This window comes from Novosphingobium resinovorum, assembly GCF_001742225.1.
In the GTDB taxonomy this organism is placed as follows: Bacteria; Pseudomonadota; Alphaproteobacteria; order Sphingomonadales; family Sphingomonadaceae; genus Novosphingobium; species Novosphingobium resinovorum_A.
Genome location: NZ_CP017078.1, coordinates 70799 through 96134, shown reverse-complemented (window position 1 = coordinate 96134; position 25336 = coordinate 70799). Strand labels below are relative to the sequence as shown.

The 25336-nt window shown below is 62.9% G+C and carries 24 protein-coding genes, 5 pseudogenes, 1 riboswitch and 1 other annotated feature; of the genes and pseudogenes, 15 read left to right on the top strand and 14 right to left on the bottom strand.

The window, feature by feature from the left end; genetic code table 11:
• Positions 1–6: 6 nt before the first annotated feature.
• The 5 genes from BES08_RS29905 to BES08_RS29890 all read right to left on the bottom strand — a co-directional run bounded on the left by BES08_RS29905 (position 7) and on the right by BES08_RS29890 (position 3642).
• Positions 7–336 carry an ArsR/SmtB family transcription factor gene (locus BES08_RS29905; protein ID WP_069710286.1) on the bottom strand — a complete coding sequence of 110 codons (330 nt, stop codon included), beginning with the start codon at positions 334–336 and terminating at the stop codon, positions 7–9.
• A gap of 96 nt (positions 337–432) precedes the next feature.
• Positions 433–756, bottom strand: coding sequence for a YnfA family protein (locus BES08_RS32435; RefSeq protein ID WP_083274940.1), 324 nt, complete (start codon positions 754–756; stop codon positions 433–435).
• A gap of 44 nt (positions 757–800) precedes the next feature.
• The gene (locus BES08_RS29900; RefSeq protein WP_231958554.1) at positions 801–1151 is read right to left on the bottom strand and encodes a putative PII-like signaling protein; all 351 of its coding nucleotides are present in this window, start codon (positions 1149–1151) and stop codon (positions 801–803) included.
• A 32-nt stretch (positions 1152–1183) separates the two neighbouring features.
• Positions 1184–2578 carry a chloride channel protein gene (locus BES08_RS29895; RefSeq protein ID WP_069710284.1) on the bottom strand — a complete coding sequence of 465 codons (1395 nt, stop codon included), beginning with the start codon at positions 2576–2578 and terminating at the stop codon, positions 1184–1186.
• A 23-nt stretch (positions 2579–2601) separates the two neighbouring features.
• Positions 2602–2678, bottom strand: a riboswitch (Fluoride riboswitch).
• Between the two features lie 49 nt (positions 2679–2727).
• Positions 2728–3642, bottom strand: a complete 915-nt coding sequence (locus tag BES08_RS29890) for a hydrogen peroxide-inducible genes activator (protein WP_069710283.1) — start codon at positions 3640–3642, stop codon at positions 2728–2730.
• 170 nt (positions 3643–3812) lie between these two features.
• Here BES08_RS29890 and nhaA point away from each other — a divergent pair, with 170 nt between their 5' ends.
• Positions 3813–4997, top strand: coding sequence for a Na+/H+ antiporter NhaA (gene nhaA, locus BES08_RS29885; RefSeq protein WP_069710282.1), 1185 nt, complete (start codon positions 3813–3815; stop codon positions 4995–4997).
• A 59-nt stretch (positions 4998–5056) separates the two neighbouring features.
• Positions 5057–6181, top strand: coding sequence for a rod shape-determining protein RodA (gene rodA, locus BES08_RS29880; RefSeq protein WP_069710281.1), 1125 nt, complete (start codon positions 5057–5059; stop codon positions 6179–6181).
• Positions 6182–6312: 131 nt separating this feature from the next.
• On the opposite strand, the gene BES08_RS29875 is transcribed toward rodA, so the two are convergent.
• Positions 6313–7617, bottom strand: coding sequence for an SLC13 family permease (locus tag BES08_RS29875; protein WP_069710388.1), 1305 nt, complete (start codon positions 7615–7617; stop codon positions 6313–6315).
• A 99-nt stretch (positions 7618–7716) separates the two neighbouring features.
• Here BES08_RS29875 and BES08_RS29870 point away from each other — a divergent pair, with 99 nt between their 5' ends.
• The gene (locus tag BES08_RS29870) at positions 7717–8586 is read left to right on the top strand and encodes a hypothetical protein (protein WP_231958552.1); all 870 of its coding nucleotides are present in this window, start codon (positions 7717–7719) and stop codon (positions 8584–8586) included.
• A 185-nt stretch (positions 8587–8771) separates the two neighbouring features.
• Here the strand turns inward: BES08_RS29870 and BES08_RS29865 are convergent, their stop codons facing one another.
• The 3 genes from BES08_RS29865 to istA all read right to left on the bottom strand — a co-directional run bounded on the left by BES08_RS29865 (position 8772) and on the right by istA (position 13027).
• The gene (locus BES08_RS29865) at positions 8772–10253 is read right to left on the bottom strand and encodes a SulP family inorganic anion transporter (RefSeq protein ID WP_069710279.1); all 1482 of its coding nucleotides are present in this window, start codon (positions 10251–10253) and stop codon (positions 8772–8774) included.
• Positions 10254–10324: 71 nt separating this feature from the next.
• Positions 10325–10380, bottom strand: a sequence feature (sul1 is cis-regulatory element that is thought to sense ions involved in sulfur or methionine metabolism; They are found in Alphaproteobacteria).
• 389 nt (positions 10381–10769) lie between these two features.
• Positions 10770–11537, bottom strand: a complete 768-nt coding sequence (gene istB / locus BES08_RS29860) for an IS21-like element ISSsp5 family helper ATPase IstB (protein ID WP_036531279.1) — start codon at positions 11535–11537, stop codon at positions 10770–10772.
• The gene (gene istA, locus BES08_RS29855; protein WP_081799279.1) at positions 11534–13027 is read right to left on the bottom strand and encodes an IS21 family transposase; all 1494 of its coding nucleotides are present in this window, start codon (positions 13025–13027) and stop codon (positions 11534–11536) included. Before istA ends, istB begins: the two co-directional genes overlap by 4 nt.
• 103 nt (positions 13028–13130) lie before the next feature.
• On the opposite strand from istA, the gene BES08_RS29850 reads away from it, so the two are divergent.
• The 11 genes and pseudogenes from BES08_RS29850 to crcB all read left to right on the top strand — a co-directional run bounded on the left by BES08_RS29850 (position 13131) and on the right by crcB (position 20525).
• Positions 13131–13631 (top strand): YncE family protein, encoded by a 501-nt coding sequence (locus BES08_RS29850; RefSeq protein WP_069710278.1) that lies wholly within the window; start codon positions 13131–13133, stop codon positions 13629–13631.
• Between the two features lie 46 nt (positions 13632–13677).
• The gene (locus BES08_RS29845) at positions 13678–14661 is read left to right on the top strand and encodes a malate dehydrogenase (protein ID WP_069710277.1); all 984 of its coding nucleotides are present in this window, start codon (positions 13678–13680) and stop codon (positions 14659–14661) included.
• A gap of 88 nt (positions 14662–14749) precedes the next feature.
• Positions 14750–15622 carry a LysR family transcriptional regulator gene (locus tag BES08_RS29840; protein WP_019054677.1) on the top strand — a complete coding sequence of 291 codons (873 nt, stop codon included), beginning with the start codon at positions 14750–14752 and terminating at the stop codon, positions 15620–15622.
• A gap of 65 nt (positions 15623–15687) precedes the next feature.
• Positions 15688–16770, top strand: coding sequence for a TDT family transporter (locus BES08_RS29835; RefSeq protein ID WP_231958561.1), 1083 nt, complete (start codon positions 15688–15690; stop codon positions 16768–16770).
• 107 nt (positions 16771–16877) lie between these two features.
• The gene (locus BES08_RS29830; protein WP_019054679.1) at positions 16878–18122 is read left to right on the top strand and encodes a molybdopterin-dependent oxidoreductase; all 1245 of its coding nucleotides are present in this window, start codon (positions 16878–16880) and stop codon (positions 18120–18122) included.
• 13 nt (positions 18123–18135) lie between these two features.
• Entirely contained in the window at positions 18136–18612 is a 477-nt protein-coding gene (locus BES08_RS29825; protein WP_037535047.1) for a hypothetical protein, read from the top strand.
• 331 nt (positions 18613–18943) lie between these two features.
• On the top strand, positions 18944–19276 hold the full coding sequence (locus BES08_RS29820) for an ArsR/SmtB family transcription factor (RefSeq protein ID WP_037535046.1): 333 nt from the start codon (positions 18944–18946) through the stop codon (positions 19274–19276).
• A 10-nt stretch (positions 19277–19286) separates the two neighbouring features.
• Positions 19287–19457 (top strand): annotated as a pseudogene (locus tag BES08_RS34395) (thioredoxin domain-containing protein); the annotation flags it as partial.
• Positions 19456–19779, top strand: a pseudogene (locus tag BES08_RS32425) (hypothetical protein); the annotation flags it as partial. The pseudogenes BES08_RS34395 and BES08_RS32425, both read left to right, overlap by 2 nt.
• On the top strand, positions 19776–20138 hold the full coding sequence (locus tag BES08_RS29810; RefSeq protein WP_192239384.1) for a DUF190 domain-containing protein: 363 nt from the start codon (positions 19776–19778) through the stop codon (positions 20136–20138). The pseudogene BES08_RS32425 and the gene BES08_RS29810, both read left to right, overlap by 4 nt.
• A 3-nt stretch (positions 20139–20141) precedes the next feature.
• Positions 20142–20525, top strand: a pseudogene (gene crcB, locus BES08_RS29805) (fluoride efflux transporter CrcB).
• Positions 20526–20539: 14 nt separating this feature from the next.
• Here crcB and BES08_RS34565 read toward each other — a convergent pair.
• The 4 genes from BES08_RS34565 to BES08_RS29790 are packed head-to-tail and all read right to left on the bottom strand — an operon-like array spanning position 20540 to position 23448.
• Positions 20540–20665, bottom strand: a complete 126-nt coding sequence (locus BES08_RS34565; protein WP_260171586.1) for a hypothetical protein — start codon at positions 20663–20665, stop codon at positions 20540–20542.
• Between the two features lie 52 nt (positions 20666–20717).
• Positions 20718–21215 (bottom strand): MgtC/SapB family protein, encoded by a 498-nt coding sequence (locus BES08_RS29800; protein WP_051583498.1) that lies wholly within the window; start codon positions 21213–21215, stop codon positions 20718–20720.
• A gap of 11 nt (positions 21216–21226) precedes the next feature.
• Complete coding sequence (locus BES08_RS29795; protein WP_037535043.1) at positions 21227–22297, bottom strand: sulfite oxidase; 1071 nt, start codon at positions 22295–22297, stop codon at positions 21227–21229.
• Positions 22298–22356: 59 nt separating this feature from the next.
• Positions 22357–23448: a YeiH family protein gene (locus tag BES08_RS29790; protein ID WP_197524563.1), complete on the bottom strand. Its 1092-nt coding sequence runs from the start codon at positions 23446–23448 to the stop codon at positions 22357–22359.
• 110 nt (positions 23449–23558) lie between these two features.
• Between BES08_RS29790 and BES08_RS29785 the strand changes: the two are divergent.
• Positions 23559–24436, top strand: a pseudogene (locus BES08_RS29785) (LysR substrate-binding domain-containing protein).
• A gap of 315 nt (positions 24437–24751) precedes the next feature.
• Here the strand turns inward: BES08_RS29785 and BES08_RS29780 are convergent.
• Positions 24752–25324 (bottom strand): annotated as a pseudogene (locus tag BES08_RS29780) (MBL fold metallo-hydrolase); the annotation flags it as partial.
• Positions 25325–25336 lie beyond the last annotated feature (12 nt).

Here is a 25336-nt window from a genome sequence, read left to right as displayed (position 1 = left end):
AATCCTTCAGCAGCAGGTGAGTTCGGCAACGAGGGGTTCGCAAAGTTCGGCACGCCCCTGACAGCAGTCCTTCGCCAGAAAGAGCATGAGGCCCTTGAGAGCATCTATGTTCGCTCGCTGGATTTGCTGGCGTCCGCGCTTCTCAGGCAGAACCAATCCGGCTTTTACAAGCACCGCCAGATGGGTCGAAAATGTGCTTTGCGTCAGTCCTGAGGCTTCAACGAGCTGACCCGTGGATAGGCCATCGGGTTCGTGTCTGACGAGAAGGCGGAAGGCATCGAGGCGGGTGGAATGTGCCAAGGCGGCTAGTACCGCAAGGGAAGCGTCGGTTTCCATACATCGGAACTATCCGATGGATCATGTTCGGTCAACATTCATCGTGATTGACCGATGAATGTTGACCGAGACTACGATCGAAGATCAAGCTTTATATCAGGCCGATCGCGGCCCCAGCAGTATGACGCAGGTGCCAATGAGACAAAGGGCGGCACCTCCAATGTCCCAGCGATCTGGCCTTACTCCTTCGACTGCCCACAGCCATGCTAGAGACGCGCAAATGTAGATTCCGCCATATGCGGCATACGCGCGCCCTGCTGCATCACTATCCACTCGTGTCAGCAGCCACGCGAACGCAATGAGCGAAGCGGCGCCAGGAACCAGCCAAAAAGGCGATTTTTCCAGTCTGAGCCAAGCCCAGAAGGCAAAGCACCCAGCAATCTCTGCCAGGGCGGCGGCCAAATATACGATCGCTGTCATTCGCTCCTTTAGGCACGTACAATTCAAAAATCACACATTTTGCATCAGGACAGATTGCTGTTCATTGGGCCAATGATCCAATGTTCGAGATGCTTATAGACCACGACCTTGGTGGCAAGCAGATCGCCATGACGCCGACAGAAGCGTTCCAGTTCGTCGCGCTGTCCGATCAACTCGACACACATCGTCAGGTGCGGGTTGGGCGTTTCAAATCCGGTATCCAGCACCGGACCATGATTGCTGTAGCCGTAGTGGGTATGGTGAGCGACAGCGTTCATGATCCCGTCGGCCTTCGCTGTGGCGACCAGCTCCCGATAGAGCGGCTTGGCTGACCACCGCGCCCAACCCGCGCCTTTAGCGGTTTTATCGGATGGCTTCATGTAGATGCGGATCATGCCGATCTCGCTGGGCGTGACCTTGTGAGACATCAATGTTCCTTCTTGTCGGGATAGCTATTCTCCCGGCGTGTTCGCCGCGAGGCACGCGCTTCGCGCAGGGTAGCGCCATGAGAATGGCCGCGTGTCAGCCGCTTCGGAACGGCGATACGCTGCGACAGGTAGATACCGTTATGGCCCGAGCAGATGTAAGCCACGAAACAGGCCACCGCGATCGGAACGGCGTGGGTAGCCCCGAACAACTCGATACCCATGATCGTACAGGCAAGCGGTGTATTGGCCGCGCCGGCAAAGACGGCGACGAACCCAAGGGCGGCGAAAAGGTCGAGCGGCGCGCCGAGCAGCCAACCCAGCGCGTTGCCGAGTGCTGCCCCGATGAAGAATAGCGGCGTCACTTCCCCGCCCTTGAAGCCGGCGCTGAGGGTCACGACCGTGAAGACCATCTTGAGCGCCCAGCTCCACCGATCGGCAGGACCGGTGAAGAAGCCAGCGATGGTCGGGTCTCCGGGGATGGCGGACCAGACACCAAGCCCAAGATAGGCACGTGTGCCAAAAATCCAGACCAGCGCGATGACCAATATGCCGCCAAAGGCCGCCCGCAGAGGGCCATAGGGAATGCGAGCCTTGAGGAACCCGCCGAGCGCGTGATTGGCTTCGGCAAATAGGAGTCCTGCCAGACCGAATGCCACCCCCGCTACGGCCGCCTTGGCGAGAATCAGCGGTTGGACGATCAGAGCGCCCACGCCCCCAGTAATGCTACTGATCTGGTAGGGCGTGTGATGGATGCCCCAGGCATGACACGTCCAGTCGCCCACGAGCGCAGCAAGCAGACATGGTAAGATCCCGCTATATTCCAGGCGACCGACCGCCAGCACTTCGAGCGCGAACACAGCGCCGGCTAGCGGCGTGCCGAAAACAGCCCCGAAGCCGGCGGCGACCCCAGCCATCAAAACGATGCGGATGCTCGGAGCGTCGAGTTTGAACAGTCGGGCGGCAGCGCTTGCAAGGCTGCCGCCGAGTTGCACCGCTGTGCCTTCGCGGCCTGCCGATCCGCCGAATAAATGTGTGGCGATAGTACCGATGAAGACCAGCGGCGCCATTCGCAGGGGAACGCCGCCCCCTGGCTCATGAATTTGCTCGACGATCAGATTGTTGCCCGCTTCGACCGACCTACCCGTGCGATGGTAGAGCAGGGCGATTGCCGCCCCACCTGCCGGCAAAAGATAGAGAAGCCAGGGATGATCGAAACGGGCCTGTGTTGCCCCACCCAGACTCCACAGGAATGCGGCACACAACGTGCCGATCAGCGCGGCCAGGGGAACCAGGATCAGCGTCCAGCGCACGACCGACATCGCATGATCGTGTCGATCCCGGAGAAAGGCCGCCACATTGACTATATTGAACAGGTTGCGAAAAGTCGCGCGCACGATTCCTCCTTGCTGCCTTGCGGCGCCAAGTAGGAATCATCGTCCCTTGTCAGGGCGGTTCGACCCGAAGGTCCGGCAGAAATCCATTACCGTGGTACGCCGTATGATGGGCGAAGCGGAAAAGATCAAGGGACGCCGCGCGCCTGAGCTTATGCTTCCTTCTGCGCCCACGGCAGCAAGGTTGCGACTATCGTGGCAGCGAGGCGGTGATAGGCATCGCTGCGCGGTGATGAACTGCGCCATACCATCGTGACCTGACGCACAGGCGCCCGCCGCGACAATGGCCGTGCGACAATCAGCTTCTCCCGCAGAACATCCGAGCGGACATAGAGCGCAGGTAGCAGCGACAGCCCCATTCCGGTGGTCACCATGAGGCGAAGAGTGTCGAGCGTCGTCCCGGCGTAATCCTGAGCCTGGACCGCGCCAAAATCATTGCAGAGCGCAGCAATCTCATCATGGAGCCGACGTCCACTCTCCATGACCAATATCGTCTCGCCTGCAATGGCTTCGGGATCAATCACCGCCTGCTGGGCGAGCCGGTGATCCGTCGGCATGACCAATTGGAGCGGCTCCCGGATCAGGGGAGTGCTGATGAAATCCGGGTGATTGATCGCTTCTGGCAAGAGCAGCAGATCATACGTGCCGTCTGAGAGCTTCGAGGGGAGATTTTCCAGACGATCCTCGCGGACGAAAATGCGCATGTCCGGGTAACATGCGCGAAGCGATGGCATCGCGACGGACAAGACATAGGCACCGACGGTTTGGACGACGCCCATTTGAAGCGTGCCCTTAAGGCCTCCCTGTTCGTCGCGCCGGCCAACTTCCTTTATGTCGTCGACATCCGCCAACACCCGTCTTGCCCGATGGGCGATCTCGATCCCCGCTGGTGTCAGGAGCACCCGTGCCCGCGTCCGCTCCACTAGGCGCGCTTTAAGTCTGCCTTCCAGCTCCTTGAGTTGAAGGCTAAGGGTCGGTTGAGTGACATGACATGCTTGAGCAGCACGGCTGAAACTCAGCGTGTCGGCGACTGCGACCAGGTAACGAAGCTGCTGTAACGTCGGCATTCGTATGCCTTATAGCCTGTAGCTATAAGCAGCAACGAAACTTCCAATTTCCCTCGCACTCGCTTTTGTGAATATCAGCGGCTTCGGCAGTTTGTGTCGCTCGCTTTGGCGGGTGTTTTTGGGCAGCCATCAACCCTCAACCCTGACGACCCACAGCCAAGGCCGACCGCATGACGGACTATCACCGCATCCATCCCAGTGCCTTGCGCCGATTCCTGGATGCGCAATCTTCTGCTGGACTCGTCCTGATGGGCGCGGCAGCGGCAGCCCTTATCATCGCCAACTCTCCGCTTGGCCCGGGATATGAAGCACTGCTTCATCTCTATATCGGGCCGTTGTCTCTGGGACACTGGATCAACGATGCGCTGATGGCGGTCTTTTTCCTGCTTGTCGGTCTGGAGATCAAACGCGAGATGCTCGATGGCCAGCTTTCGAGCTGGTCGAGGCGTGTCCTGCCAGGGATCGCAGCAGCCGGAGGAATGATCGCTCCTGCCCTTGTTTACGTTGCTTTCAACCAAGGCGCATCGGTGCATGGCTGGGCCATTCCGGCAGCCACTGATATCGCCTTCGCACTTGGCGTTATCTCGCTGCTTGGCAGCCGTGTGCCGGCGTCGCTCCGGATATTCCTGACGGCCCTGGCGATTATCGACGATCTGGGCGCCGTAGTTATCATTGCTTTTTTCTACACGGCTGACCTGTCGGTCATCGACCTTGCCGCAGCGGGAGGCGTGGTCGCCGCGCTGATCGCCCTCAATCGGTTCAAGGTGCGTCGTCTCAGCCCGTACCTGCTACTGGGTATCGTGCTATGGGTGCTGGTCTACCGATCCGGCATTCACGCGACGCTGGCTGGTGTCGTCCTGGCTTTGACTATCCCAATGGACCGGACCCCTGCGCGTCCGGACAGTGAAACGAAAAGTCCGCTGCACCGACTTGAGCATTTCCTGCATTTGCCGGTTGGCTTCCTGATCGTGCCGATTTTCGGCCTCGCCAATGCGGGCGTCCCGGTGCTGAGCCTGCCCGCCGAAGCACTGGCTGCGCCGGTCACGCTGGGCGTGGCGCTCGGCTTGCTGATCGGTAAGGTAATCGGCGTCTTCGGGTTTTCCATGCTTGCGATCCGTTTTGGGTTCGCGGACCTGCCCGCTCATGCAAGCCGGCTACAGATGCTTGGCGTCGCCTTTCTGTGCGGCATCGGCTTCACGATGAGCTTGTTCATCACGCTTTTGGCATTTCCCGGTGAGGCGTTGCTCCAGTCGGAAGCCAAGATCGGCATCCTGGCTGGTTCATTCCTGTCCGGAATTATCGGCTACGCCATCTTACGCTGGGCGCAGCCGGAACGATCAAAACCGGCAACCTGACCGACCCCGAAGAGGCGCGGCAGGCCGCCCTCCACGACAGTATCTGGAGCATTACCGCGTTGTCGCTCGTCCCCGCAGCCATCCGCACCCTTCCCTTGGGGATGCTGGCAACATTGATCGCGATCGTACTGTTCGGTCTTGCTACCCTCTACTCCGCAGCGGGCGGCTCGATTTCGCCCTGGGCTTCCAACCAGGGCCTTCGCTTTGTACTGCTGTCCGGGTTGATGTTCGCTCTTTCGCGCATCTCCGTGGCCCGCTGGATGGACATTGCCTATCCGCTATACGGCGTCACGCTCGTACTGCTGCTGATCGTCGAACTGTTCGGCAAAATCGGTATGGGTGCGCAACGCTGGATCGACCTCGGTTTTATACGGTTGCAGCCGTCCGAGTTTATGAAGATCGCGGTCGTGCTTAGCCTCGCCAAGTTTTTTCACCGACTACCGGCGATCTATGTCAGCACGCCATCGGTGCTTGTTGCGCCGATCGCCCTTTTCGCTGTCCCCGCTGCGCTGGTCATGCTCCAGCCCGACCTTGGCACCGCCATGATGATTTCCATGGCGAGCGTGCTCGTCATCTTTCTCGCCGGTGTCGGCCTACGCTGGTTCTTAACAGCGGGTGCCGCTCTTCTTGCCGCACTCCCAGTCGCATGGAGCATGCTGCACGATTATCAGAAAAACCGGGTGCTGGTGTTCATGGACCCGGAAGGCGATCCATTGGGCACGGGCTATCACATTACCCAATCGAAAATAGCGATCGGATCAGGCGGACTGTTCGGCAAGGGTTTCCTTGATGGCACCCAAAGCCACCTGGCCTATCTGCCTGAAGCGCACACCGATTTCATCTTCGCGACAATGGCGGAAGAGTGGGGCGTCATGGGCGGCCTCTTCGTCGTGTTGACTTACGGTTATCTCATTCGCTGGGGCTGGCGCCTGGGTGTCGCCGGTGACACGATCTTCACCCGACTGACGGCTTGCGGCCTGGCCTTCACCATCTTCCTTTATGTGTCGATCAACCTTGCCATGGTGATGGGGCTGGCGCCGGTCGTCGGCATTCCACTGCCGCTCATGTCCTACGGAGGCTCAGCGATGATGACGGTTCTGATCCTGCTCGGCATCCTGATGGCCATCCACCGTGAGAACGTAGGCGGATCGCGCCTGAATGGCACTGGATCGTTCGCTGTCTGAATTTGAAGAACGATTATGAAGCGACAGTTGGAATCCGGTTTCGTCTGGAGCATCGGCTGCGCTCACTTTCGCGCTGCTCATTGCTGTTGGCGCTTTCTAATTTTTCGGCAAGAACGTCAGATAAATCGGCTCTAGAAAGGAAAGGCCGACTGGATCGCGACGATGGCCACGGCAAAAGTGATCAGGTTGAGCGGAAGCCCGACGCGCACAAAATCCATGTAGCGGTAGCCTGCCATCTGGTAGACGATGACGTTGGTTTGATAACCAAACGGGGTGGCGAAAGCCGCGCTGGCCGCCATCATGACGGCGATTAGGAAGGGACGCGGGCTGACCCCTAGACTATCGGCCAGCGCGACGGCGACAGGCGTCACTAATACCGCGACCGTGGCGTTGGAGAGAAGTTCGGTCAGGACCATGGTGACGCCGTAGAGCACGATGAGTGCGACGAGTGGACTGAGCCCTTCCACACTGGCGATGAGCAGTTCCGACGCCTGCGACGCCAGCCCGCTCTGGTCCATGGCGATGCCGATCACGACCATCCCGGCGATCAGGATAAGGATTTCGGGCTTTAGGCCGGCATAGGCCTCGTCCGGGCTGATCACGCGCAGAAGAATGAGCAGGACGGCCCCGGTCAGCGCGGTCGCGGCGATCGGCGCAACGTTCAACGCGGCAAGCGTGATGACGCCCACGAATATTCCGGCGGCCAGTGCGGCCTTGCGCGGATGCAGGATGCGCGGCTTGGCGAACAGCGTGGCGTCGCCGACCTGAGCGCTGTGAATCGCGTGCGGGTCGATCGCCTTGGGATGCGATTGTGTCTTCTCCTCGGGCCGACCTAGCATATGCCCGCTCACCAGCAGAAGGTAGAGGCCGCCGACGATCGCGACGGGCAGACCCACGGGCGTGATCTCGAAGAAGCCGAAGCGGGGTTGTCCCGCGACGCGCGCCATGTCGTCGACAAGCAGGTTGGTTGAGGTGCCGATGAGCGTGCAGCAGCCAGTCAGCACGGTGATGTAGGAAAGCGGCATCAGATATCGCTTGGGCGACTGGCCCAGCGACTGCGCGATGTCACGGATTACGGGGGCACCCAGCACGACGATGGGGGTCGAGTTGAGAAAGCAGGAGGCACAGCCGATCATGGTGAGGAGCAGCCAGATCCCTTTCGATCCCATGCGCTTGCACAGGTTGACACCCAACACAATCGCGCGGTCCAGCAGTCCGCTCAATTCCAGCGCGTAGGCGATGACGAACAGCGATGCGAGCGCCATGATTGCGGGGCTGGCAAAGGCGCTCTGCACCTCGACCGGTCTGACCACGCCCGTGATTAGCAGGAACGCTGCACCGCTCAGCGCCGCCACATCGGCTCGCACCTTGTCCCAGACAAGCGCGGCGACGACCGTCGCCAGAACCAGGAGGGTAAGAAGTTGATCGAGCGTCATGGCTTCCCTGCCTCGGTTCATGGCCGCCGTCTGTCAACGAAAGACGCACCAATGGTCTTCGGGGTGGGAGAGCGGAAGATGCTTTGCTAGGAGGGGCTTATGCAAGAGCCGACCCCCCATTCCAGTCGATTGGCCATGGCCGGCGGGCTTGCCGCGGTGCTGCTGGTGGGTGGCGGCGGCTTCCTGATCGGTCGCGCCACGGCTCCCGAACCTGCGCCTCCAGTGGCGGCCGCTCTGACGCCTCAAGGCGAAGCGCCGCCTGCGCCAACCGCCATTGCGCCGCCCCCCACTCTGGATCGGGCCGGACTGCTCGACCTAGTCGCCGATGCGATCGACGCGGCGAGTGCTTCACGTCCCTTGCCGGAAGCGGTGCAGGCAGCGGCGGGCCGGCGCTTCGATCTCATGCTACCGTTCGGCTGCGAGGGACCGGTCGAGGGCGAACGCACTGCGCCGTTCGGATGGCGGTATGACGAAGCAAAGTCGACTTTGCGCGTGTGGATCAACCCCGTGCGGTGGGAACGCGCACTATGGGGAATCACCAAGACCGGGGAAGGCAAGGCCGCGTTTGAGGGCTTCTGGATCGCCAGGCCTTGGTCGACGGCCCCAGAGTGCCCTGCCACCCCACTTTCCGGCGGGATCAACACCGATCCGTCTGGTCAGGCCCAGGGCGAATTGGCGATTGCCCGCCTTATTGGAGACGATGCGGGCAAGAGCGCGCGCAGGCTCGACATCGTCAAGCGGATGGCGCCGGACGATTTTGATGCCGTACGCGGATTTGCCTTGCGGATCACTGGCCGCCTCCAATCAGCCGAGGCGGGTGGACCAGTGCGATGTTTCCAGCGGGCCGGGCTGCATGAACGACCGCAGTGCATGATCATCGGCGACTTCGCGGACTTGCGCGTCGAGAATTCCAAGACAGGCGATTTGCTCGGTGTCTGGCCGGCGAGCGAAACGAACCAGCGCGAATGAGGCGAGATAGCGCCGTTCCGACGATACGGGCTGATCGATTCACCCGGCATCAAACCAATGCTTATCTTTCCTAACGCTGATCGCGTCATGCGTTTCAATGGGGTGAGCAAGCCCCGGCAGCGACCTGAATTTGAAGCGCTCCGGCTGCAGAAACTCAGACGATCATAATAGGCATAAGCAGACCATCAGCCCGTGGATTGGCGGACAATTGGTGCGTGCCTATCGACGAGGATCGCACTGGCCTGGTTGAGGCCGATCAATTCCACCCGTATATCATGTCGTCGCATCTTCGTGACGATGTCCTCCAACGCACCCACGGCCGTGATATCCCAGAGATGTGCCGCTGTCAGATCGATCCGGACGTTTCGCGCCGTGTCGCGCAGGTCGAACTGGTCCGCGAAAATCTCGGCGCTGGCGAAGAAAATCTGGCCGGAGACGATATAGGTCCGCGTGTCGGTCAGAGGATCAAAGTCTTCTTCGATGCGCATGAGCTTGGTCACTTTGAAGGCGAAGAACACGCCGCTGAGAACCACGCCGACCGCCACGCCGGCAGAGAGGTCGTGCGTCGCGACCGTCACCGCCACCGTGGCCAGCATGACGACCCCTGAGACCTTGGGATGTCGCGCAAGATCCGACAGCGATCCCCAAGAGAATGTGCTGATCGACACCATGATCATGATCGCGACGAGCGCGGCAACCGGCACCTGGGCGATCCAAGGACGCAGCGGAACCATGACGATCAGCAGGAAGACGCCTGCAACAAGGGTCGAGAGGCGCCCTCGGCCACCGTACCGCACATTGCCGACGGTTTGACCGATCATGCCGCAGCCCGCGATGCCGCCGAAGAGGCCGGCAGCTACGTTAGCGAGGCCAAGACCCGTACATTCCCGCGCCTTTGAACTGGTCGTTTCAGTGAGCTCATCGACCACGCTCGCGGTCATCATCGATTCCAGCAGGCCAACTGCCGCCATCGCGAAAGCGTAGGGCGCCACAATCCGAAACGCCTCCAGGGTGAGCGGGAAGTCGGGAATATGGAACGAAGGAAGCGACGCAGGCAAACGACCTAGGTCAGCGACGGTGTGAACCGGCATCGGGAAAGCGACGCTGATCAGCGTCAAGATTACGATGCAGATGAGCGGCGACGGAATGGCCGTCGTCAGGCGGGGCCACAGGTAGATTATCCCGAGACCGCCAGCGATCATCGCATAGGTGTGCCAGGTTACGCCCAGCATCTGCGGCACTTGCGCCGAGAAGATCAGGATCGCCAAAGCGTTCACGAAGCCAGTCCGGACGGACCGCGACACGAACCGCAGCAGGACGTCCAGCTTGAGCAGGCCAAAGACGATCTGAAGGATGCCAGCCAAGATCGTCGCGGCAAGCAGGTACTGAAGGCCATGGCTGTGAACCAGAGCTGCTACGACGAGTGCGACCGAGCCAGCTGCGCCGGAGATCATCGCCGGTCGGCCGCCGGCAATAGCGATGACGATCCCGATCACGAAAGATGCGAAAAGGCCGACTTCGGGATCAATGCCGGCGACAAAGGAAAAGGCAATAACCTCGGGAATGAGCGCGAAAGTGCCAACCATACCGGCAAGCACATCGCGGCGCACGCTACCGGCACCGTTGCACCATTCAGCACGATACCGGGCAAAGGGTGTGATGTTCATCAATGTGATATTCCGCAAAGATCGCAGCAGCGCCGTTTTCGAAGAGCGGCGTGATATTGGAGTGCGAAGTGCGTTGTCCGGCGGATCGGCGGCCGGAATAGCCACCCGGAATTGCACCGGGTCCATGCGATTGCCGCTTCCTTAGCCAGAAGTTTGCCGCAGCGCAACATTGCGCCTCATTTTGATCGTTTATGATTGCTGAATGGCTGCTTACGTCCAAATAGGCCGTTCCTCGAATTAGGCCGAAATGGCCGGACGTGGTCGGCTGCTGCCGGGGTGTGAGCGGCAGCTATCCCACTTTCTGCTCTCTGAACCCGACATTCGCCTACCGGCCAAAGGCAGTCTGCCGCGAGTGCACAGAAAACAGGTGTTGCCGACGCCAGCGGTCGCTAGTGTCAACGGCGGAGCAAAAGTCGGCCATTCGGCGGCGTAAAACCAGGCCACGGTGTTACATGCCGGGGGGAGTGGCGTGAGGGCGTAGCCCGAAGGCCACTCCCCCCGGCATTGGCTTGATTTTCAGGGTCTGGTTTTGGCCTTTCGGGCCCGGCTGTGAGCGAGGCGATAGCTTTCGCCGTTCATCTCGAGGATGCTGACGTGATGGGTCAGACGATCGAGGAGCGCGCCTGTGAGGCGCTCGGATCCGAAGGTTTCAGTCCATTCGTCGAAGGGCAGGTTGCTGGTGATCAAGGTGGAGCCGCGCTCATAGCGCTGGGAGATCAGCTCGAACAACAGTTCGGCACCGGTCTTGGAGAGCGGTACGAAGCCCAGTTCGTCAATGATGAGCAGCTTGTATCCGGCCATCTGCTTCTGGAAGCGCAGGAGACGCCGCTCGTCGCGCGCCTCCATCATCTCGCTGACCAGCGCCGCCGCAGTGGTGAAGCCCACCGACAGTCCTTTCTGGCATGCTGCCAGCCCGAGCCCCAAAGCTACGTGCGTCTTGCCGGTGCCCGATGGCCCCAGAGCGATGGCGTTCTCACGCCGCTCGATCCACTCGCAGCGCGCCATCTCGAGCACCTGCATCTTGTTGAGCCTGGGGATAGCGGCGAAGTCGAAGCTGTCGAGGCTTTTGACGGCGGGGAAGCGCGCGGCCTTGATGCGCCGCTCGACCATACGACGCTCCCTGTCGATCATCTCCATCTCGACGAGACGGGCGAGGAAGCGGATATGATCGACGCCTTCAGCGGCACATTGCCGGGCGAGCTTGTGATGCTCTCGCAGGCACGTAGGCAGCTTGAGTGCCTTGAGATGGTGAGCGAGAAGAATCTCCGGTGCCTGATCGCTCATGCGGCCTCCTGCCTGTCGGACAGCAGGCTCATATAGGCTCTGGCAAAGGTCTTCTCGACCGTCGTGCGTGGCAGGAAGGGATAGACGTCCAGGTCCAGCCTGGGCGGCACGCGTTCGACCCGGCACAGGACCAGGTGCCTGACGGCATCGAAGCCGATGGCGCCAAGGTCGATGGCCTGTTCCACCGCCGCCTGGAGATCGGCGATGGTGAACGTTTCCAGCAGGCGCAGCACCTGTACATATTCGCGCCTGCCATGTTTGTGCATGCGCCCTTCCATCAACCGCTGGAGCGTCCCGAACGCTTCGGGCAGGTCCCAGCCCTGCAAAGGGGCCGCCTGGTCGAATGCGTTGATCTTCTGCTCAATCAGCGGGAGATAATGGAGCGGGTCGAAGATAACCTCCTCGCGGGCATGGCAACGCGGGTGACGGGCGATGACCTCGCTGCGGCATCCGATCACCACCGCATCGACATAGGCCCTGATCCAGACTTCCTGATGGCCCCAGGCCACCGGAACCGAATAATCGTTGGTCCTGTAGCGCACCAGGGATTGCGAGGAGACCCGCCCCCCGGTCTGATCGCAGGCCTCGAAGGGTGTAGCGGGCAGAGGCTGCATCGCCGCCAAATCGCGCTGCAAGCGCTCACCGATCGTCTCGCTCTCCCCGCGCACCTTGTCCTGCTGGCGCCTGCGGCATTGCTCCTCCAGCCACAGGTTGAACGCCTCCCAGGTCGGGAACTTCGGGATCGGCACCATGAAATTGCGGCGGCAGTAACCAACCAGCCCTTCCACATTGCCTTTCTCGTTCCCCTTGCCCGGGCGGGCATAGCGGTCGCGGATCACGTAATGCGACAGGAAAGCGCTGAACAGCGTGGCACGCTTGCGCGTGCCGTCTGGCAGGATCTTCGCCACCAGGCAGCGATCGTTGTCATAGACGATCGAGCGCGGCACCGCGCCGAAGAACGCGAAGGCATGGACATGTCCGTCCACCCAGGCCTCCGCCACCGCCGCCGGATAGGCTCGCACATAGCAGGCATCACTGTGCGGCAGATCGAGCGCGAAGAAGTAAGCCTTTTGCTCCACCCCGCCGATCTCCACCAGCGCTTCCCCGAAATCGGCCTGCGCATCTCCCGCCGGGTGCGCCAGCGGCACGAACATCTCCCGGCTGCGTTGCTCGCGCTCCCGGATGTAATCCTTGATGATCGTATAGCCGCCGGTAAAACCATGTTCGGTGCGCAAACGGTCGAATACCCGCTTCGCCGTATGGCGCTGCTTGCGCGGGACACCGCGATCCCCCTCAAGCCATCCATCGATGATCCCCACAAACCCGTCCAGCTTCGGGCGCTGCGGTGCAGACTGACGCCGGTAACCCGGCGGCGATGAAAACGACAGCATCTTGCGCACCGTATCGCGCGACACATTGAAACGCTTCGCCGCCGCCCGTTGGCTCATGCCATCCGCGCAAGCCAAACGGACCTGAAGATAAAGTTCCACGCTGTAGATCCCCACACCTCCCTGACTTGGCAGAAAGGCTTCAAGGTGGACGACTTTTACGCCGCCCGCAGCAGGACTATCCCGCCGCTAGCGTGGCCGAATATTGCTCCGCCGTTCTCACGCGGTCTCGCCAGATGGCAAACAGATCTGGGCAACACGCCGCGAGAGCGGCACGACCACGGTCTTTGCTGCCAAACCGCCGTTTGCGGTACGCGAAGTGATAAACACTGGTCCAGCAACGGGCGCGGTCAACTTCGCTCAGCGCGCGGACGATTCCTTTGCCTATGTCAGCGTTGGCGGCGATCAACCTGCAATCAAGGTCTATAGAACCGACAGCCTGGAGGCTGTGACAACCATCCCGCTACAAGCGGCTCCGACCGCGGTTTGGCCGTCGGGCGATGGTACGAGGATCTATGCCAGCCTGGCCGGAACCAACAAGGTCGCTGGGATCGACACGCTGACGTACACCACCGCGTCGACGATCCCGATCAGTACGGATGTGCAAAGCCTGATCTACGTTCCTGGTGCCGTAAGATCAGGAAAAGGTCTCGCCAATCTAGTGCCATCCGGGCGCGATGCAGCGCTTGCCCTGGCGGCGCGTTGATCGGTCTTACACCGTCTGTAATCTCCCAACGAAAGCCCTTTCCAAAATGACCAAGCCCCCCGTCAGGATCGTGATCAGCGGTGCCGCAGGACAAATTTGCTATTCGCTGCTCTTCCGGGTCGCGCAGGGTGATGTGTTCGGACCGGACCAGCCCGTTATCCTTCAACTGCTCGACGTGCCGCAGGCGATGGACGCAGTACGCGGCGTGGTCATGGAACTGGAGGATTGCGCGTTCCCGCTGCTGGCAGATGTGATCATTACTGATGATCCGATGGTGGCTTTCAAGGACATCGATGCGGCCATGCTGGTCGGGTCTCGTCCCCGCTCGAAGGGCATGGAGCGCCGTGATTTGCTCGCTGCCAACGCAGCGATCTTCAAGACGCAGGGCGCAGCGCTGGACGCAGTGGCCAAACGCGACGCCAAGATCCTGGTCGTCGGCAATCCCGCCAACACAAATGCCTGGATCCTTGCGCAAAGCGCGCCGGGTTTCCCTGCCGAAAACATCACGTCGATGATCCGCCTCGATCACAACCGCGCGCAGGGACAGCTTGCGGCCAAAGCGGGTGTCGGTGTCGATGCGATTACAAAGCTCGTCGTCTGGGGAAACCATTCGCCGACGATGTTTGCCGACTGGGGAAATGCCGAACTCGATGGCCAAAAGCTCGCCGACCGTATTGGAGACGAGGCTTGGTACCGCGAAACGTTGATCCCCACCGTTGCGCAGCGCGGAACCGCGATCATCGAAGCACGGGGTGCGTCCTCGGCCGCATCGGCCGCAAATGCGGCGATCGATCATCTACGCGACTGGGTGCACGGCGCAGGCGACAATTGGGTGTCGATGGGCGTGGTGTCAGATGGCTCCTACGGTATCCCGCAAGGGCTGGTGTGCGGCGTGCCGGTGCACTGCAAAAGCGGTGGGTATGCGCGTATCGAAGGACTGATCCTCGATCCATTCCAGCGAACGATGCTCGATCGCACGATTGCCGAACTGGTCGAAGAACGTGAGGCGGTTATCGACATTCTGAAATGAACGACCGGTATATCTGATTGGAATGACCGTAATCTTTGGTTGGTGCGATTGATCTCCTTTCCCTATCATTGGGGCAAGGAGATCGGGCATGACCCTGGAACAACTCAGGATTTTCGTCGGTGTCGCTGAGCGCGAGCACATGACGCGCGCGGCCGAAGCGCTCAATGTGACGCAGTCAGCCGCAAGCGCTGCCATCGCCGCGCTGGAAGCCCGGCACGGCGTGCCGCTGTTCCACCGGGTCGGCCGTGGGATCGAACTGTCCGAAGCGGGCCGCATGTTTCTGGTCGACGCACGCGCAGTGCTTGGCCGTGCCGCCAGCGCGGAACTTGCACTGGCCGAATATGCAGGACTGGAGCGCGGCACTCTGCGGCTAGTCGCAAGCCAGACGATCGCGGGCTATTGGCTGCCCCGCCAGCTGGCCGCGTTCCATGCGCGCTACCCCGCGATCTCAATCGAACTGGCGATCGACAACACCGAGGGGGCCGCGGCGCGCGTGCTCGACGGTGCGGTCGAGCTCGGCTTCGTCGAGGGTGTGATCGACGAGCCCGCGCTCGCGCATTGGACGGTCGCGAACGACCGCATGGTGCTGGTAAGCGACCGCGCAGCCGACACGATCGACGAGGACTGGATCCGCGCCGCACGCTGGATCGTCCGCGAGCAGGGATCGGGCACGCGCTCGTCGTTCGAGGAGGTGCTGCGCCAGCGCGGCGTCGATCCGTCGGACCTCACCGTGGCGCTGATGCTACCATCGAACGAGGCGGTACGTAGCGCGGTCGAGGCCGGGGCGGGCGTCGCGGTGCTGTCGCAGCATGTCGTCGCACCTGCAATCGCGGCCGGCACGTTGCACGATCTGCCGCTCGGTCTGCCGCGGCGTCCGTTCTACGCGCTGCGCCATAAAGAGCGGTATCGAACGCGGGCGGCCGATGCGCTGACCGATCTCATCAAGGAGACTGGCAAGTGACCGCCGATCTGAAACCCGTTCTCGATGGCCTGAAGCCCCTCAGCCGGCTCGACTCCCCGCGCGAGATGATCCGGCAGTTCACCCCCAACTGGTTCGCCGCTACGATGGGCACCGGCATTCTCGCGCTCGCCTTGCCGCAGGTGCCGGGCGTCGGCGCATCGCTGCACCCGGTCGGCGAGGCGCTGTGGTACTTCAACATCGCGCTCTTCACGCTGTTCGCCGGGCTCTACACCGCGCGCTGGACGATGTTCGGACACGAGGCGCGGCGGATCTTCGGGCACAACACCGTGTCGATGTTCATCGGCACGATCCCGATGGGGCTGGCGACGATCATCAACGGGTTCCTGGCGTTCGGCCTGCCGCGGTTCGGCGCTGGCGTGATCCCGATCGCCGAGACATTGTGGTGGATCGACGTCGCGATGTCGCTCGCCTGCGGTGTAGCGATCCCCTACCTCATGTTTACTCGGCACGAACATTCGCTCGACGGCATGACCGCGGTGTGGCTGCTGCCGGTGGTCGCGGCGGAGGTCGCAGGTGCGAGCGGCGGCCTGCTCGCCCCGCATCTGGCGGACGCGCATCACCAGTTCGTCGTGCTCGCAACGTCGTATGTGCTCTGGGCTTATTCAGTGCCGGTCGCGTTCGGCATCCTCGCGATCCTGATCCTGCGGATGGCACTGCACAAGCTGCCGCACGAGAGCATGGCCGCCTCGAGCTGGCTCGCGCTCGGTCCGATTGGCACCGGCGCGCTTGGGATGCTGGTGCTCGGCAGCAACGCGCCCGCGATCCTCGCCGCCAACGGCCTGGGGCAGATCGGCGCGGTAGCGCAGGGGATTGGCACGATTGCCGGGCTGCTGCTCTGGGGTTTCGGTCTGTGGTGGCTGGCGCTCGCGACGCTGATCACGATCCGCTACTGGCGCGCGGGCATTCCGTTCAACCTCGGCTGGTGGGGCTATACCTTCCCGCTTGGCGTCTCCACGGTCGCCACCTTCAAGCTCGGCACGACGCTTCAGCTCGGCTTTTTCGGGATCGTCGGCACTGTCCTCACAGTGGCGCTCGCAGCAATGTGGCTGCTGGTCGGCGCTAAGACGGTCGCGGGCGGCTGGCGCGGCAACCTGTTCGTGTCGCCCTGCATTGCCCAAGCCAATTGATGGGCCAAACCGATCGTCCTGCCGGATCGAACCGGCGAATCTGATCGACCCGTACCGGGCAGACAGGCGGACGGGTCGCGCATACAGAACATGACAGAAACGGGAGAATGTTGGTGGACAGCCTGGATATGAAACTGGCGCAGGCGACGAACCGCCGTCGCTTTCTCGCAGAGGCCGCGATCGGCAGCGGCGCGCTGATCGCCGCACCCGCGCTGGCGCAGAGCATGGTCGATCTGCACCTGCCGGGCGGTCCGTCGGAACGGCCGATGACCAGTGCGTTCCCCGGCAAGGGCAACATGATCCTCCAGCGTATCCACCCGCCTTTGCTGGAAACGCCGATGAGCGTGTTCAATGGCGACGTCTTCACGCCAAACGACCAGTTCTTCGTCCGCTGGCACTGGGCTGACATTCCGACCGCGATCGATGTCGAGGCGTTCCGGATCAAGGTGCACGGCGCGGTCACGCGGCCGCTGTCGATCTCGCTCGCGCAACTGCTGAAGTTGCCACGCGTCGAGCTGGCGGCGATCAACCAATGCTCGGGCAATTCGCGTGCGCTGTTCCAGCCGCCCGTTGCCGGTGCGCAGTGGCGTCACGGGGCCATGGGCAACGCCAAATGGCTCGGCGTGCGCCTGCGCGACGTGCTCGACATCGCCGGCGTGAAGCCGGGCGCGGTTGCGGTGCGGTTCGGTGCGCTCGACCAACCGGTGGTCGCGGGTGGACCGGATTTCGCCAAGTCGCTGTCGATCGACCACGCACGCGACGGCGAAGTGATGCTCGCCTTCGGGATGAACGGCGAACAGATGCCGCTCCTCAACGGCTTCCCGGTCCGGCTGATCGTACCCGGCTGGTATTCGACCTATTGGGTCAAGATGCTGAACGACATCGAGGTGCTCGCCGCACCCGACGACGGTTACTGGATGGCCAAGGCGTACAAGATCCCTGACACTCCAGGCGCGAACGTGCGGCCTGGCCAGAAGGATTTCCCGGCCGTGCCCATCAACAAGATGATCCCGCGCAGCTGGGTCACGAGCCTCGACGAAGGGCAGGCAATCGCGTTCGACCGGTCAATCCCGCTGGGCGGCATTGCGATGGGGGGCGATTGCGGCGTCGCCAAGGTCGATGTGTCGACCGACAACGGCAAGACCTGGTACAAGACAGTGCTCGGCCCCGATCACGGCAAATACAGTTTCCGCCGCTGGGACGCGCAGGTGCCGCTCACGCATGCGGGCCCGACCAGGCTGATGTCGCGCTGCTGGAACACCGCCGGCATCGCGCAGCCGATGACGCCGATCTGGAACCCGGGCGGGTTCATGCGCGGCAACATCGAAACCACCAACATCGTCGTCGGCTGAGGAGCGCTCCCCCATGAAAACGCCTTCCATCGGCACGCTGTCGTTCGGGTTCGTCGGCGCGACCGTCGTTCTTCTGCTCGCGATTGGTGCCCCGAACAGCCGCGTCGCCCCGCCGCCTGCCGCCCCGACCGCACCACCGCCGCCAAGCGTCTCGGCGCGCGGCTTCTCGCTGGCGTCCACTTCGGTCGATCTCCCAACCGACGAAGGGCAATATCCCGCCGGCCCGCATGCCGACGTCATCAATGCGAACTGCACCTCGTGTCATTCGGCGAGCATGGCGCTGAACCAGCCGCCACTCTCCGCCGACCAGTGGACCGCGGAGGTCACCAAGATGCGCGAGGTCTACAAAGCCCCCGTCGCCGCAGCCGACGTGCCGGCGATCGTCGCTTATCTGACCGCCATGAGCGCAAAGCAGCCGGGCGCCGCGAAGGGCAAGGCGCAAGACCCCGATCCGAAGGCTGCGCCCGACGTATCGGGGGGATCAGGCTAAGCCCATCAACTCACGACACGCGGTTCTGCGCGCGAAGTGCTGTGCGGTGTGGCCTCTGGGGGAGGGCGTCGACGCCAATCGAAACACTGCTCGCGCCTGCGCGTTCGCAGGTGCGCCACGTGGCACACCTTACGCGATAATCGTCACCCGGCAGGGCCGAGACGCCGGCACGATGGCTCGGTCGGCACGCCCAGCGGGCCGATAGAGCCGTGCCCGCGGGGTCCCGCCCCACTCGTTGGGGACTTCGGAAAAGAGCGTAGGGTGCCGACTGCCTGCCTACTTGGTGCTATAAACGTCTGTACCGGAACCATATAGCTGCTATTCTGGATATATGGAAAACAACACGGCAATTTCAGCGCTCGGCGCGCTCGCACAAGGAACACGCCTCGACGTGTTCCGCCTGTTGGTGCGGCACGAACCGCATGGCTTGGCTGCGGGCAAAATCGCCCGTCAGCTCGACGTACCGCAAAACACAATGTCCGCACACCTCGGCATCCTCGCCCGTGGCGGGCTGGTGCGATCCGAACGTCATAGCCGCTCGATCATCTATCGTGCCGATCTCGACGGCCTGCGCGCGCTAACGCTCTTCCTCGTCAAGGATTGCTGCGCCGGCAACGCGGAGCTGTGCGCCCCGCTGATCGCCGAACTCACCCCCTGCTGCTGAAAGGACGCCCGTGGCCGTCGATATCGTGATCTATCACAACCCCGTGTGCGGCACGTCGCGCAACACGCTCGGCCTGATCCGCAATGCCGGCATCGAACCGCACGTGGTCGAATATCTGAAAACTCCGCCCTCGCGCGCGCTGCTGGTCGAGCTGATCGACCGCGCCGGCATAACGCCCCGCGGGCGCGGCCAATACGCCGCTGGCCTGCACGATCATGGGCGTCGAGCTGTTCGGCGCCGAGACCGCAGTGCCGGTCGCGGTCGCCTGTTTCGTCGCTTACGCCTGCTCCGGGCATAACGGCATCTACCTGTCGCAACGGGTGGCGGTGCCGAAGCGGGCGGGCAGCACCCTGCCGCCGGACCTGACGCTGCGCGATGCGCGCGCGCTCCGTCCCGTGCCCGACCTTTCAGACCTGTTCGCTCCTCACCCCACGGAAGGCTTATCCATGTCCGACGCCCACCACGTGTCGCAGACCGAGATCGGCTGGTCCGCATCTACATGAAGCCAGCCGACAAGGCGGTAAAGCCGGGCACGCGCTCACGCTGGGCTGCCAAGCCGCTCGACCGAACGCTCGTCGCGCAGGCCAAGGCGGACGGAATCATGAACGCTGTCGCCCACCATACCCACTACGGCTACAGCAACCACGGCCCGGTGCGTGAGAACGGCGCCGAGATCGCCGATCCGCACCTCACCATGTGTGTCGAACTGATCGGCCAGCGCGAGCAGCTCGAAGGCTTCTGCCGGGCGCACGGCGACCTGCTTGCGAACAAGGTCATCGTCTACAAGCACCTGGAGCATTGGACGGTCAGCCCGGCGGGCTTGCGCCAGGAAGATGCGGATACGGCCGAGCTGGCTGGCTGAGGCATGGGGCCATACCTGATTATGTTCGCCGGGACTGGTTCCGACGGCATGCTGCGGTATGGGCTGAACGGCCTCAGCCTGCGCCTGTTCGGCCCCGACCTGCCGATCGGAACGCCCATCATCAACGTGCTCGGCTCATTCCTTATGGGTCTGCTGGACGGCTGGTTCCTGTTGCGGAGCGGATCGAGCCGGGGATGGCGATTGTTCCTCACCACCGGCGGGCTGGGCGGCGTCACGACCTTCTCGACCTTCTCGCTGGAAGCGGCCTTGCTTTAGGAGAGAGCCGAAGTCGGGCAAGCCGCCCTTTATGTTGTCGGATCGGTTGGGCTGGGCGTGCTCGCGCTGTTCGGCGGCCTCGCTCTCGTTCGCTCCTTCAGCCCGGCTTAGCGGCGCCAACCGGCTCAGGAGCGATCATCTTCCTTGACGTTGTCAACCTTCGCCTTGTCTTTGGCGCGGACCGACTCCTCCAGCTCCAGAATCTCGGCCGATTCTTGCGTGGTGGGCTTCTTCTTGTCGATATCGCTCATGAAGTCCTCCGTCTGCAAAACTACTGGTACACCGTTTCGCGCCAAGGATTATTCAGGGTTTCTGCTCGGCGTCCCGCCGGTCCGCTTCGGCCGGGGTCTGCCGAGCGCGTTCGCGGATACGGCGTTCGAGCGGTGCGCCGACGAACAACACTAGCATCGCCAGCAGCAGACCGCCCACAAGTAGTGGCCACACCGCCAATCCCGCTGCCGCTCCGAGCGTCGCTGACACCCAGATGCACGCCGCCGTTGCTAGCCCGTGCACCTCCTGCCCGCTGCCAACGCGCAGGACCGCGCCCGCGCCGATGAAGCCGACGCCGGATAGGATGCCCTGCATCACTCGACCTGCTGCATCGGCGTTCACGTTCGGCAAGCCGCTGTGGACGATCGCCTGGACGGCGATGCAACTCGCGAGCCCGACCAGCCCCAGCGTCCGCAGACCCATGATCTGTCGGTTCTCGCGTGACCGTTCCCAGCCGAGCGTCATGCCGGCCGCCGTCGCCACGATCATCCTGCCGATCGCGTCGACCCAGAAGGCGAGATCGACCGACAAAGGCGGCGGATTCACTCGACCAGCACGTGGACGTGGTGCCAGGCCGTGCAGAGGTATCCGGCGAAGTTCCACATCGTATCGGGTAGTTCGGGCTGACCCTGGCCCGCATCGTCGAACGCGCGCACCACAAGGTGCTGGCGCCCCTTGGGCAGTTCCGCATCGAGCGACCAGCGCTGCCAGCTCCACTGCCCGTCCGGATCGTCGGAGAAATCGGCCTGCCGCCAGTCTCGACCGCCGTTCAGCGACACCTCTACCCGCGACACGTCGCGCTCATAGGCGACGGCATAGCCCTCGATCCGGACCTTGCCCGCGGGCAGACTCTCGCCCGAACCAGGCGAGCAGATCGCGGCGTTGAGCGGCATGGCGTTGATCGTCAGCCCTTGCGTCCAGTCCGCCGTCTCGCTGGTCACGTCGGCCGGAAAAAGCTTGTAATCGTGCGCCTGGATCGGCGCCTCGGAGGGCGTGTCCTTGACCTCGATCCGGGTCAGCCACTTGGCGCTACGCACGCCAGCATAGCCTGGCACGACCAGACGCAACGGCGCACCGTGCTCGGATGCCAGCGGTTCGCCGTTCATCGCCCAGGCGAGCAGCACGTCGGGCGCCCGCGCCTTGGTCATAGCGATCGAGACGCCGAACGGTGCCACCTCGCCTTCCACATCCACCTCGTCAGCGCCGGTGAAGCAGACGAACAGGTTGGACGCGTCCGATGCTCCAACTGCATCCAACAGGTCTGCGAGCCGCACGCCCGTCCACTCGGCATTGCCGATCGCGCCTATGTCCCACGGATCGCCTGAAGTCTTGCCCACCTGTTGGAGATCGGTCCGGCGGTTGCCGGCGCACTGAAGCACAGCCGTGACAGTCCGGACCGGAAAGCGCGCCTTCAACTCCGCAATCGAGATGGAGCACTCGCCCACACTGATCCCGCCCACCTCAATCCGGTGATCGGCCGGCAGGTCCGGCACGGGCCCATGGCTGCGCACATAGAACAGGTTCTGTGGCGTCAAGAACCGCTCGATCAAGGCGCCGGGCACCGGCTCGGCGTTGTAGGGCTCGGGGTTCCGCTCTATCATCAGCTCGCTCATGCTATTGTAACGCCTGACAATCGGTTTGGCCTCGGCCTCATCCTCACTATCTTGCCCGATCATGCGATGTGCAGCGCGGCCAGCAGCGTCAGGCTGATCGCGGCCAAGCCGAGCAACGACAACACGACGGCCATGGTCACGCGGCCCCCGGCCTTGGCGACGGTGCGGACGTCCACGCCGAGCCCGAGCGCCGCCATGGAAACGACGGTCAGCAGCGTGGCGCTCCGGCCGATCGGCGCGATGGCGACGGTCGGCACCAGACCCAGCGAGCGGCAGGCGACCAGTGCGAGGAAGCCGATGATGAACCAGGGCACGAGGTGGGCGAGGTCCATCCGCTTGGCCGTAGGCGCACCGGCGATGAACTCGCCTTCGGGAACCGACTGCGGCGCGAGACGAGGCGCCACCAGCGACAGAACAAGGCACACCGGCCCGAGCATCAGCACGCGCACCAGCTTGACGAGCGTACCCATCTGCACGGCGGTGGCGCCCAACGGCGAGGCGGCTGCGATCACCTGCGGCACGGCATAGACAGTGAGCCCGGCGAGCGCCCCGAAGGCGAGCCCGCCCATGCCGAGCGCAATCCCGAGCAGTGGCAGGCCAAGCACTACCACCACACCCAGTACCGCCGTGAACGCGATCGAGGCAGCTACGTCGTCGCTGTCGGCGCCGATTACCGGTGCCACGGCCGCGATGGCGGAGTTGCCGCAGATTGAATTGCCGCAAGCCACCAGCAGCGCCATCCGCGTCGGCAAGCCGAGCAATCGGCCGATCCCAAAGCTGAGCAGGATTGCGCTCACGACCACGCCGGCGATACCGGCGAGGAGCGGCAGCCCGGCCGCCAAGATGGTCGCGGCACTGACCGAAGCACCGAGCAGGACGACCGCCACCTCCAGTAAGTATTTGGCGCTGAATGCGATGCCTTCGTGCCACCTTTCATCCGGGGTCCACAGGCTGCGCACGGCGGTGCCGATCAGGATGGCGAGCACCAGCGCCTCCAGCCACGCCTTGCCGGCCAGTGCGCGCTCGCCCGCCTCCAGCGCGTAGGCCGAGCCGGTGACGGCGAGGCAGAGGCCGACGCCGGGCAGCAGCGCGGGCAATCTGCTAGTCTGGACGGTAGGGAATATACGATCGGGATAGGCAAAACTGGCCACGGCGGTGTTCCTTCCGTCGCACGATCTAAACCCTGCCTACCGATCGCTCCAACTTAGCCTTGTTGTCATTCCGATCGTCAATCGTGATCGGTTTCTATATCAGGTGCGGTGTGACACTGGAGCAACTGCGCATCTTCGTCGGCGTGGCCGAGCGCAAGCATATGACCGTCGCGGCGCGGCCTTAAACGTCACGCAGTCAGAGGCTTCCGCAGCCATCGCCTCGCTTGAGGAGCGACACGCAACCAAGCTCTTCCACCGCGTCGGGCGCGGCATCGCTCTGACAGAGGCCGGACGGCTGTTCCTGACCGAGGCTCGCGGAGTTCTTGCGCGGGCCGACGCGGCCGAGACGGTGCTGGAGGAGCTTGGCGGGCTGAAGCGGGGCACGCTGCGCCTCGTCGCCAGCCAGACCATCGCCGCCTACTGGTTGCCGCCCATCCTTGCGGCTTTCCATGAGCGCTATCCGGCGATTAGTATCGAACTGTCGATCGGCAACACCGGGCAGGCCGCGGCACGCGTCTATGACGGCAAGGCCGATCTGGGTATTGTCGAGGGCGAGATCGACAACCCGGCGTTGGCGCATTGGCCGATCGGCGAAGACCGGCTGTCGCTCGTCGGAGCACAGCCTTTCGGCGACGCCGACATCGACGTGACATGGCTGCGACGAGCACGCTGGGGGCAACGGGAGCCTGGATCAGGCACGCGATCGACGTTGAATAGCGAGTTGCGCAGCTTGGGAGTCGATCCGGCTGCCCTCGACGTGGCGCTGACGATGCCGTCTAATGAAAGCGACCGAACGGCCGTGGAGGCTGGGGCGGACGTTGCTGTCCTGTCGGCGCTAGTGGTCGACCCGGCCATCAAGGCAGGTCTGTTGCACGTCGCACCGATCACATTCGCTCCTCGCCCCTTCTTCGGGCTGCGGCATAAGGAACGCTATCGCACGAAAGCCGCGGATGCGCTGTTGGACGTGATCGGGTTGCAGCGGCGGTAGGTACGCATCGGCATTCTCAAAACGCCATCCTTTTTGGGACCGCCCGCGATCGCCATCTCCTTCCTGAAACCTGTCTGACCGCACTCTACCAGATTTGCGCCATAGTAGGACGGGACATCGCCCACGAGCGGCCGGATCTGGCAGTAGCTGTCGTTCGGCAGACCGTGCCGGGACGACGCCCTTGTCCCAGAAGGCGTAGATTACGGCGGAAAACCCTGTCGCCATCCTGGATGCACGACAAACGGGTGATTTACGCCGCCTGAGCTGGCCTGCCGGCGCTTAGCGTATATCTGGGTCCGTTCTATGTACCGACCCCATCCCCGACCCGCAGACTGATCCTGCGCCGTGGGCCGGGTAGACGATGGCCTGGTCGCCCAGCGCCAGCAATTTGCCGAGGCTGTCGAATAGCAATCCTGCAACTTCCTCAGCCCTTTCGGGATAGAAATCGGTTCGCCCCACGTCGCCGACAAAGAGCGCGTCGCCTGTGAAAACGCCGACGGCTCCATCAGGATAGCCCTTGTCGTGGATGACATAGGCCAGATGGTCATCGGTATGCCCGGGCGTTTCCATGGCCGTGATCGTCAGGTCTCCTCCGATCGCGAAGCAGTCCCCGTCGCGCGCGGTCTGCGCATATTGAACGGGCCGAGCGGGGTTAGGTCCGTGCAGAACCCTGGCTCCGGTCAGGCCGGCGAGGATGGGGGCGCCCGATATCAAATCCTCGTTGCGATGCGTTTCGAAGATGTGCGTAATCTCCATACCCGCAGCACGGGCCATCTCCAGATAACAGCTGCAATCGCGCCTCGGATCGATCACCGCCGCCTTGCTGCCGTCACCAATGAGGTAGGAGAGATGGGCAAGTCCCTCGGACTTGATGGGGCGAATGATCATAAGCACACCTCA

Excerpts from the sequence above, each read along its gene's own strand:
- BES08_RS29905 (WP_069710286.1), bottom strand. The coding sequence starts at position 336 with ATGGAAACCGACGCTTCCCTTGCGGTACTAGCCGCCTTGGCACATTCC.
- BES08_RS32435 (WP_083274940.1), bottom strand. The coding sequence starts at position 756 with ATGACAGCGATCGTATATTTGGCCGCCGCCCTGGCAGAGATTGCTGGG.
- BES08_RS29900 (WP_231958554.1), bottom strand. The coding sequence starts at position 1,151 with ATGATCCGCATCTACATGAAGCCATCCGATAAAACCGCTAAAGGCGCG.
- BES08_RS29890 (WP_069710283.1), bottom strand. The coding sequence starts at position 3,642 with ATGCCGACGTTACAGCAGCTTCGTTACCTGGTCGCAGTCGCCGACACG.
- nhaA (WP_069710282.1), top strand. The coding sequence starts at position 3,813 with ATGACGGACTATCACCGCATCCATCCCAGTGCCTTGCGCCGATTCCTG.
- BES08_RS29875 (WP_069710388.1), bottom strand. The coding sequence starts at position 7,617 with ATGACGCTCGATCAACTTCTTACCCTCCTGGTTCTGGCGACGGTCGTC.
- BES08_RS29870 (WP_231958552.1), top strand. The coding sequence starts at position 7,717 with ATGCAAGAGCCGACCCCCCATTCCAGTCGATTGGCCATGGCCGGCGGG.
- BES08_RS29865 (WP_069710279.1), bottom strand. The coding sequence starts at position 10,253 with ATGAACATCACACCCTTTGCCCGGTATCGTGCTGAATGGTGCAACGGT.
- istB (WP_036531279.1), bottom strand. The coding sequence starts at position 11,537 with ATGAGCGATCAGGCACCGGAGATTCTTCTCGCTCACCATCTCAAGGCA.
- BES08_RS29845 (WP_069710277.1), top strand. The coding sequence starts at position 13,678 with ATGACCAAGCCCCCCGTCAGGATCGTGATCAGCGGTGCCGCAGGACAA.
- BES08_RS29840 (WP_019054677.1), top strand. The coding sequence starts at position 14,750 with ATGACCCTGGAACAACTCAGGATTTTCGTCGGTGTCGCTGAGCGCGAG.
- BES08_RS29835 (WP_231958561.1), top strand. The coding sequence starts at position 15,688 with ATGATCCGGCAGTTCACCCCCAACTGGTTCGCCGCTACGATGGGCACC.
- BES08_RS29830 (WP_019054679.1), top strand. The coding sequence starts at position 16,878 with ATGTTGGTGGACAGCCTGGATATGAAACTGGCGCAGGCGACGAACCGC.
- BES08_RS29825 (WP_037535047.1), top strand. The coding sequence starts at position 18,136 with ATGAAAACGCCTTCCATCGGCACGCTGTCGTTCGGGTTCGTCGGCGCG.
- BES08_RS29820 (WP_037535046.1), top strand. The coding sequence starts at position 18,944 with ATGGAAAACAACACGGCAATTTCAGCGCTCGGCGCGCTCGCACAAGGA.
- BES08_RS29810 (WP_192239384.1), top strand. The coding sequence starts at position 19,776 with ATGAAGCCAGCCGACAAGGCGGTAAAGCCGGGCACGCGCTCACGCTGG.
- BES08_RS34565 (WP_260171586.1), bottom strand. The coding sequence starts at position 20,665 with ATGAGCGATATCGACAAGAAGAAGCCCACCACGCAAGAATCGGCCGAG.
- BES08_RS29795 (WP_037535043.1), bottom strand. The coding sequence starts at position 22,297 with ATGAGCGAGCTGATGATAGAGCGGAACCCCGAGCCCTACAACGCCGAG.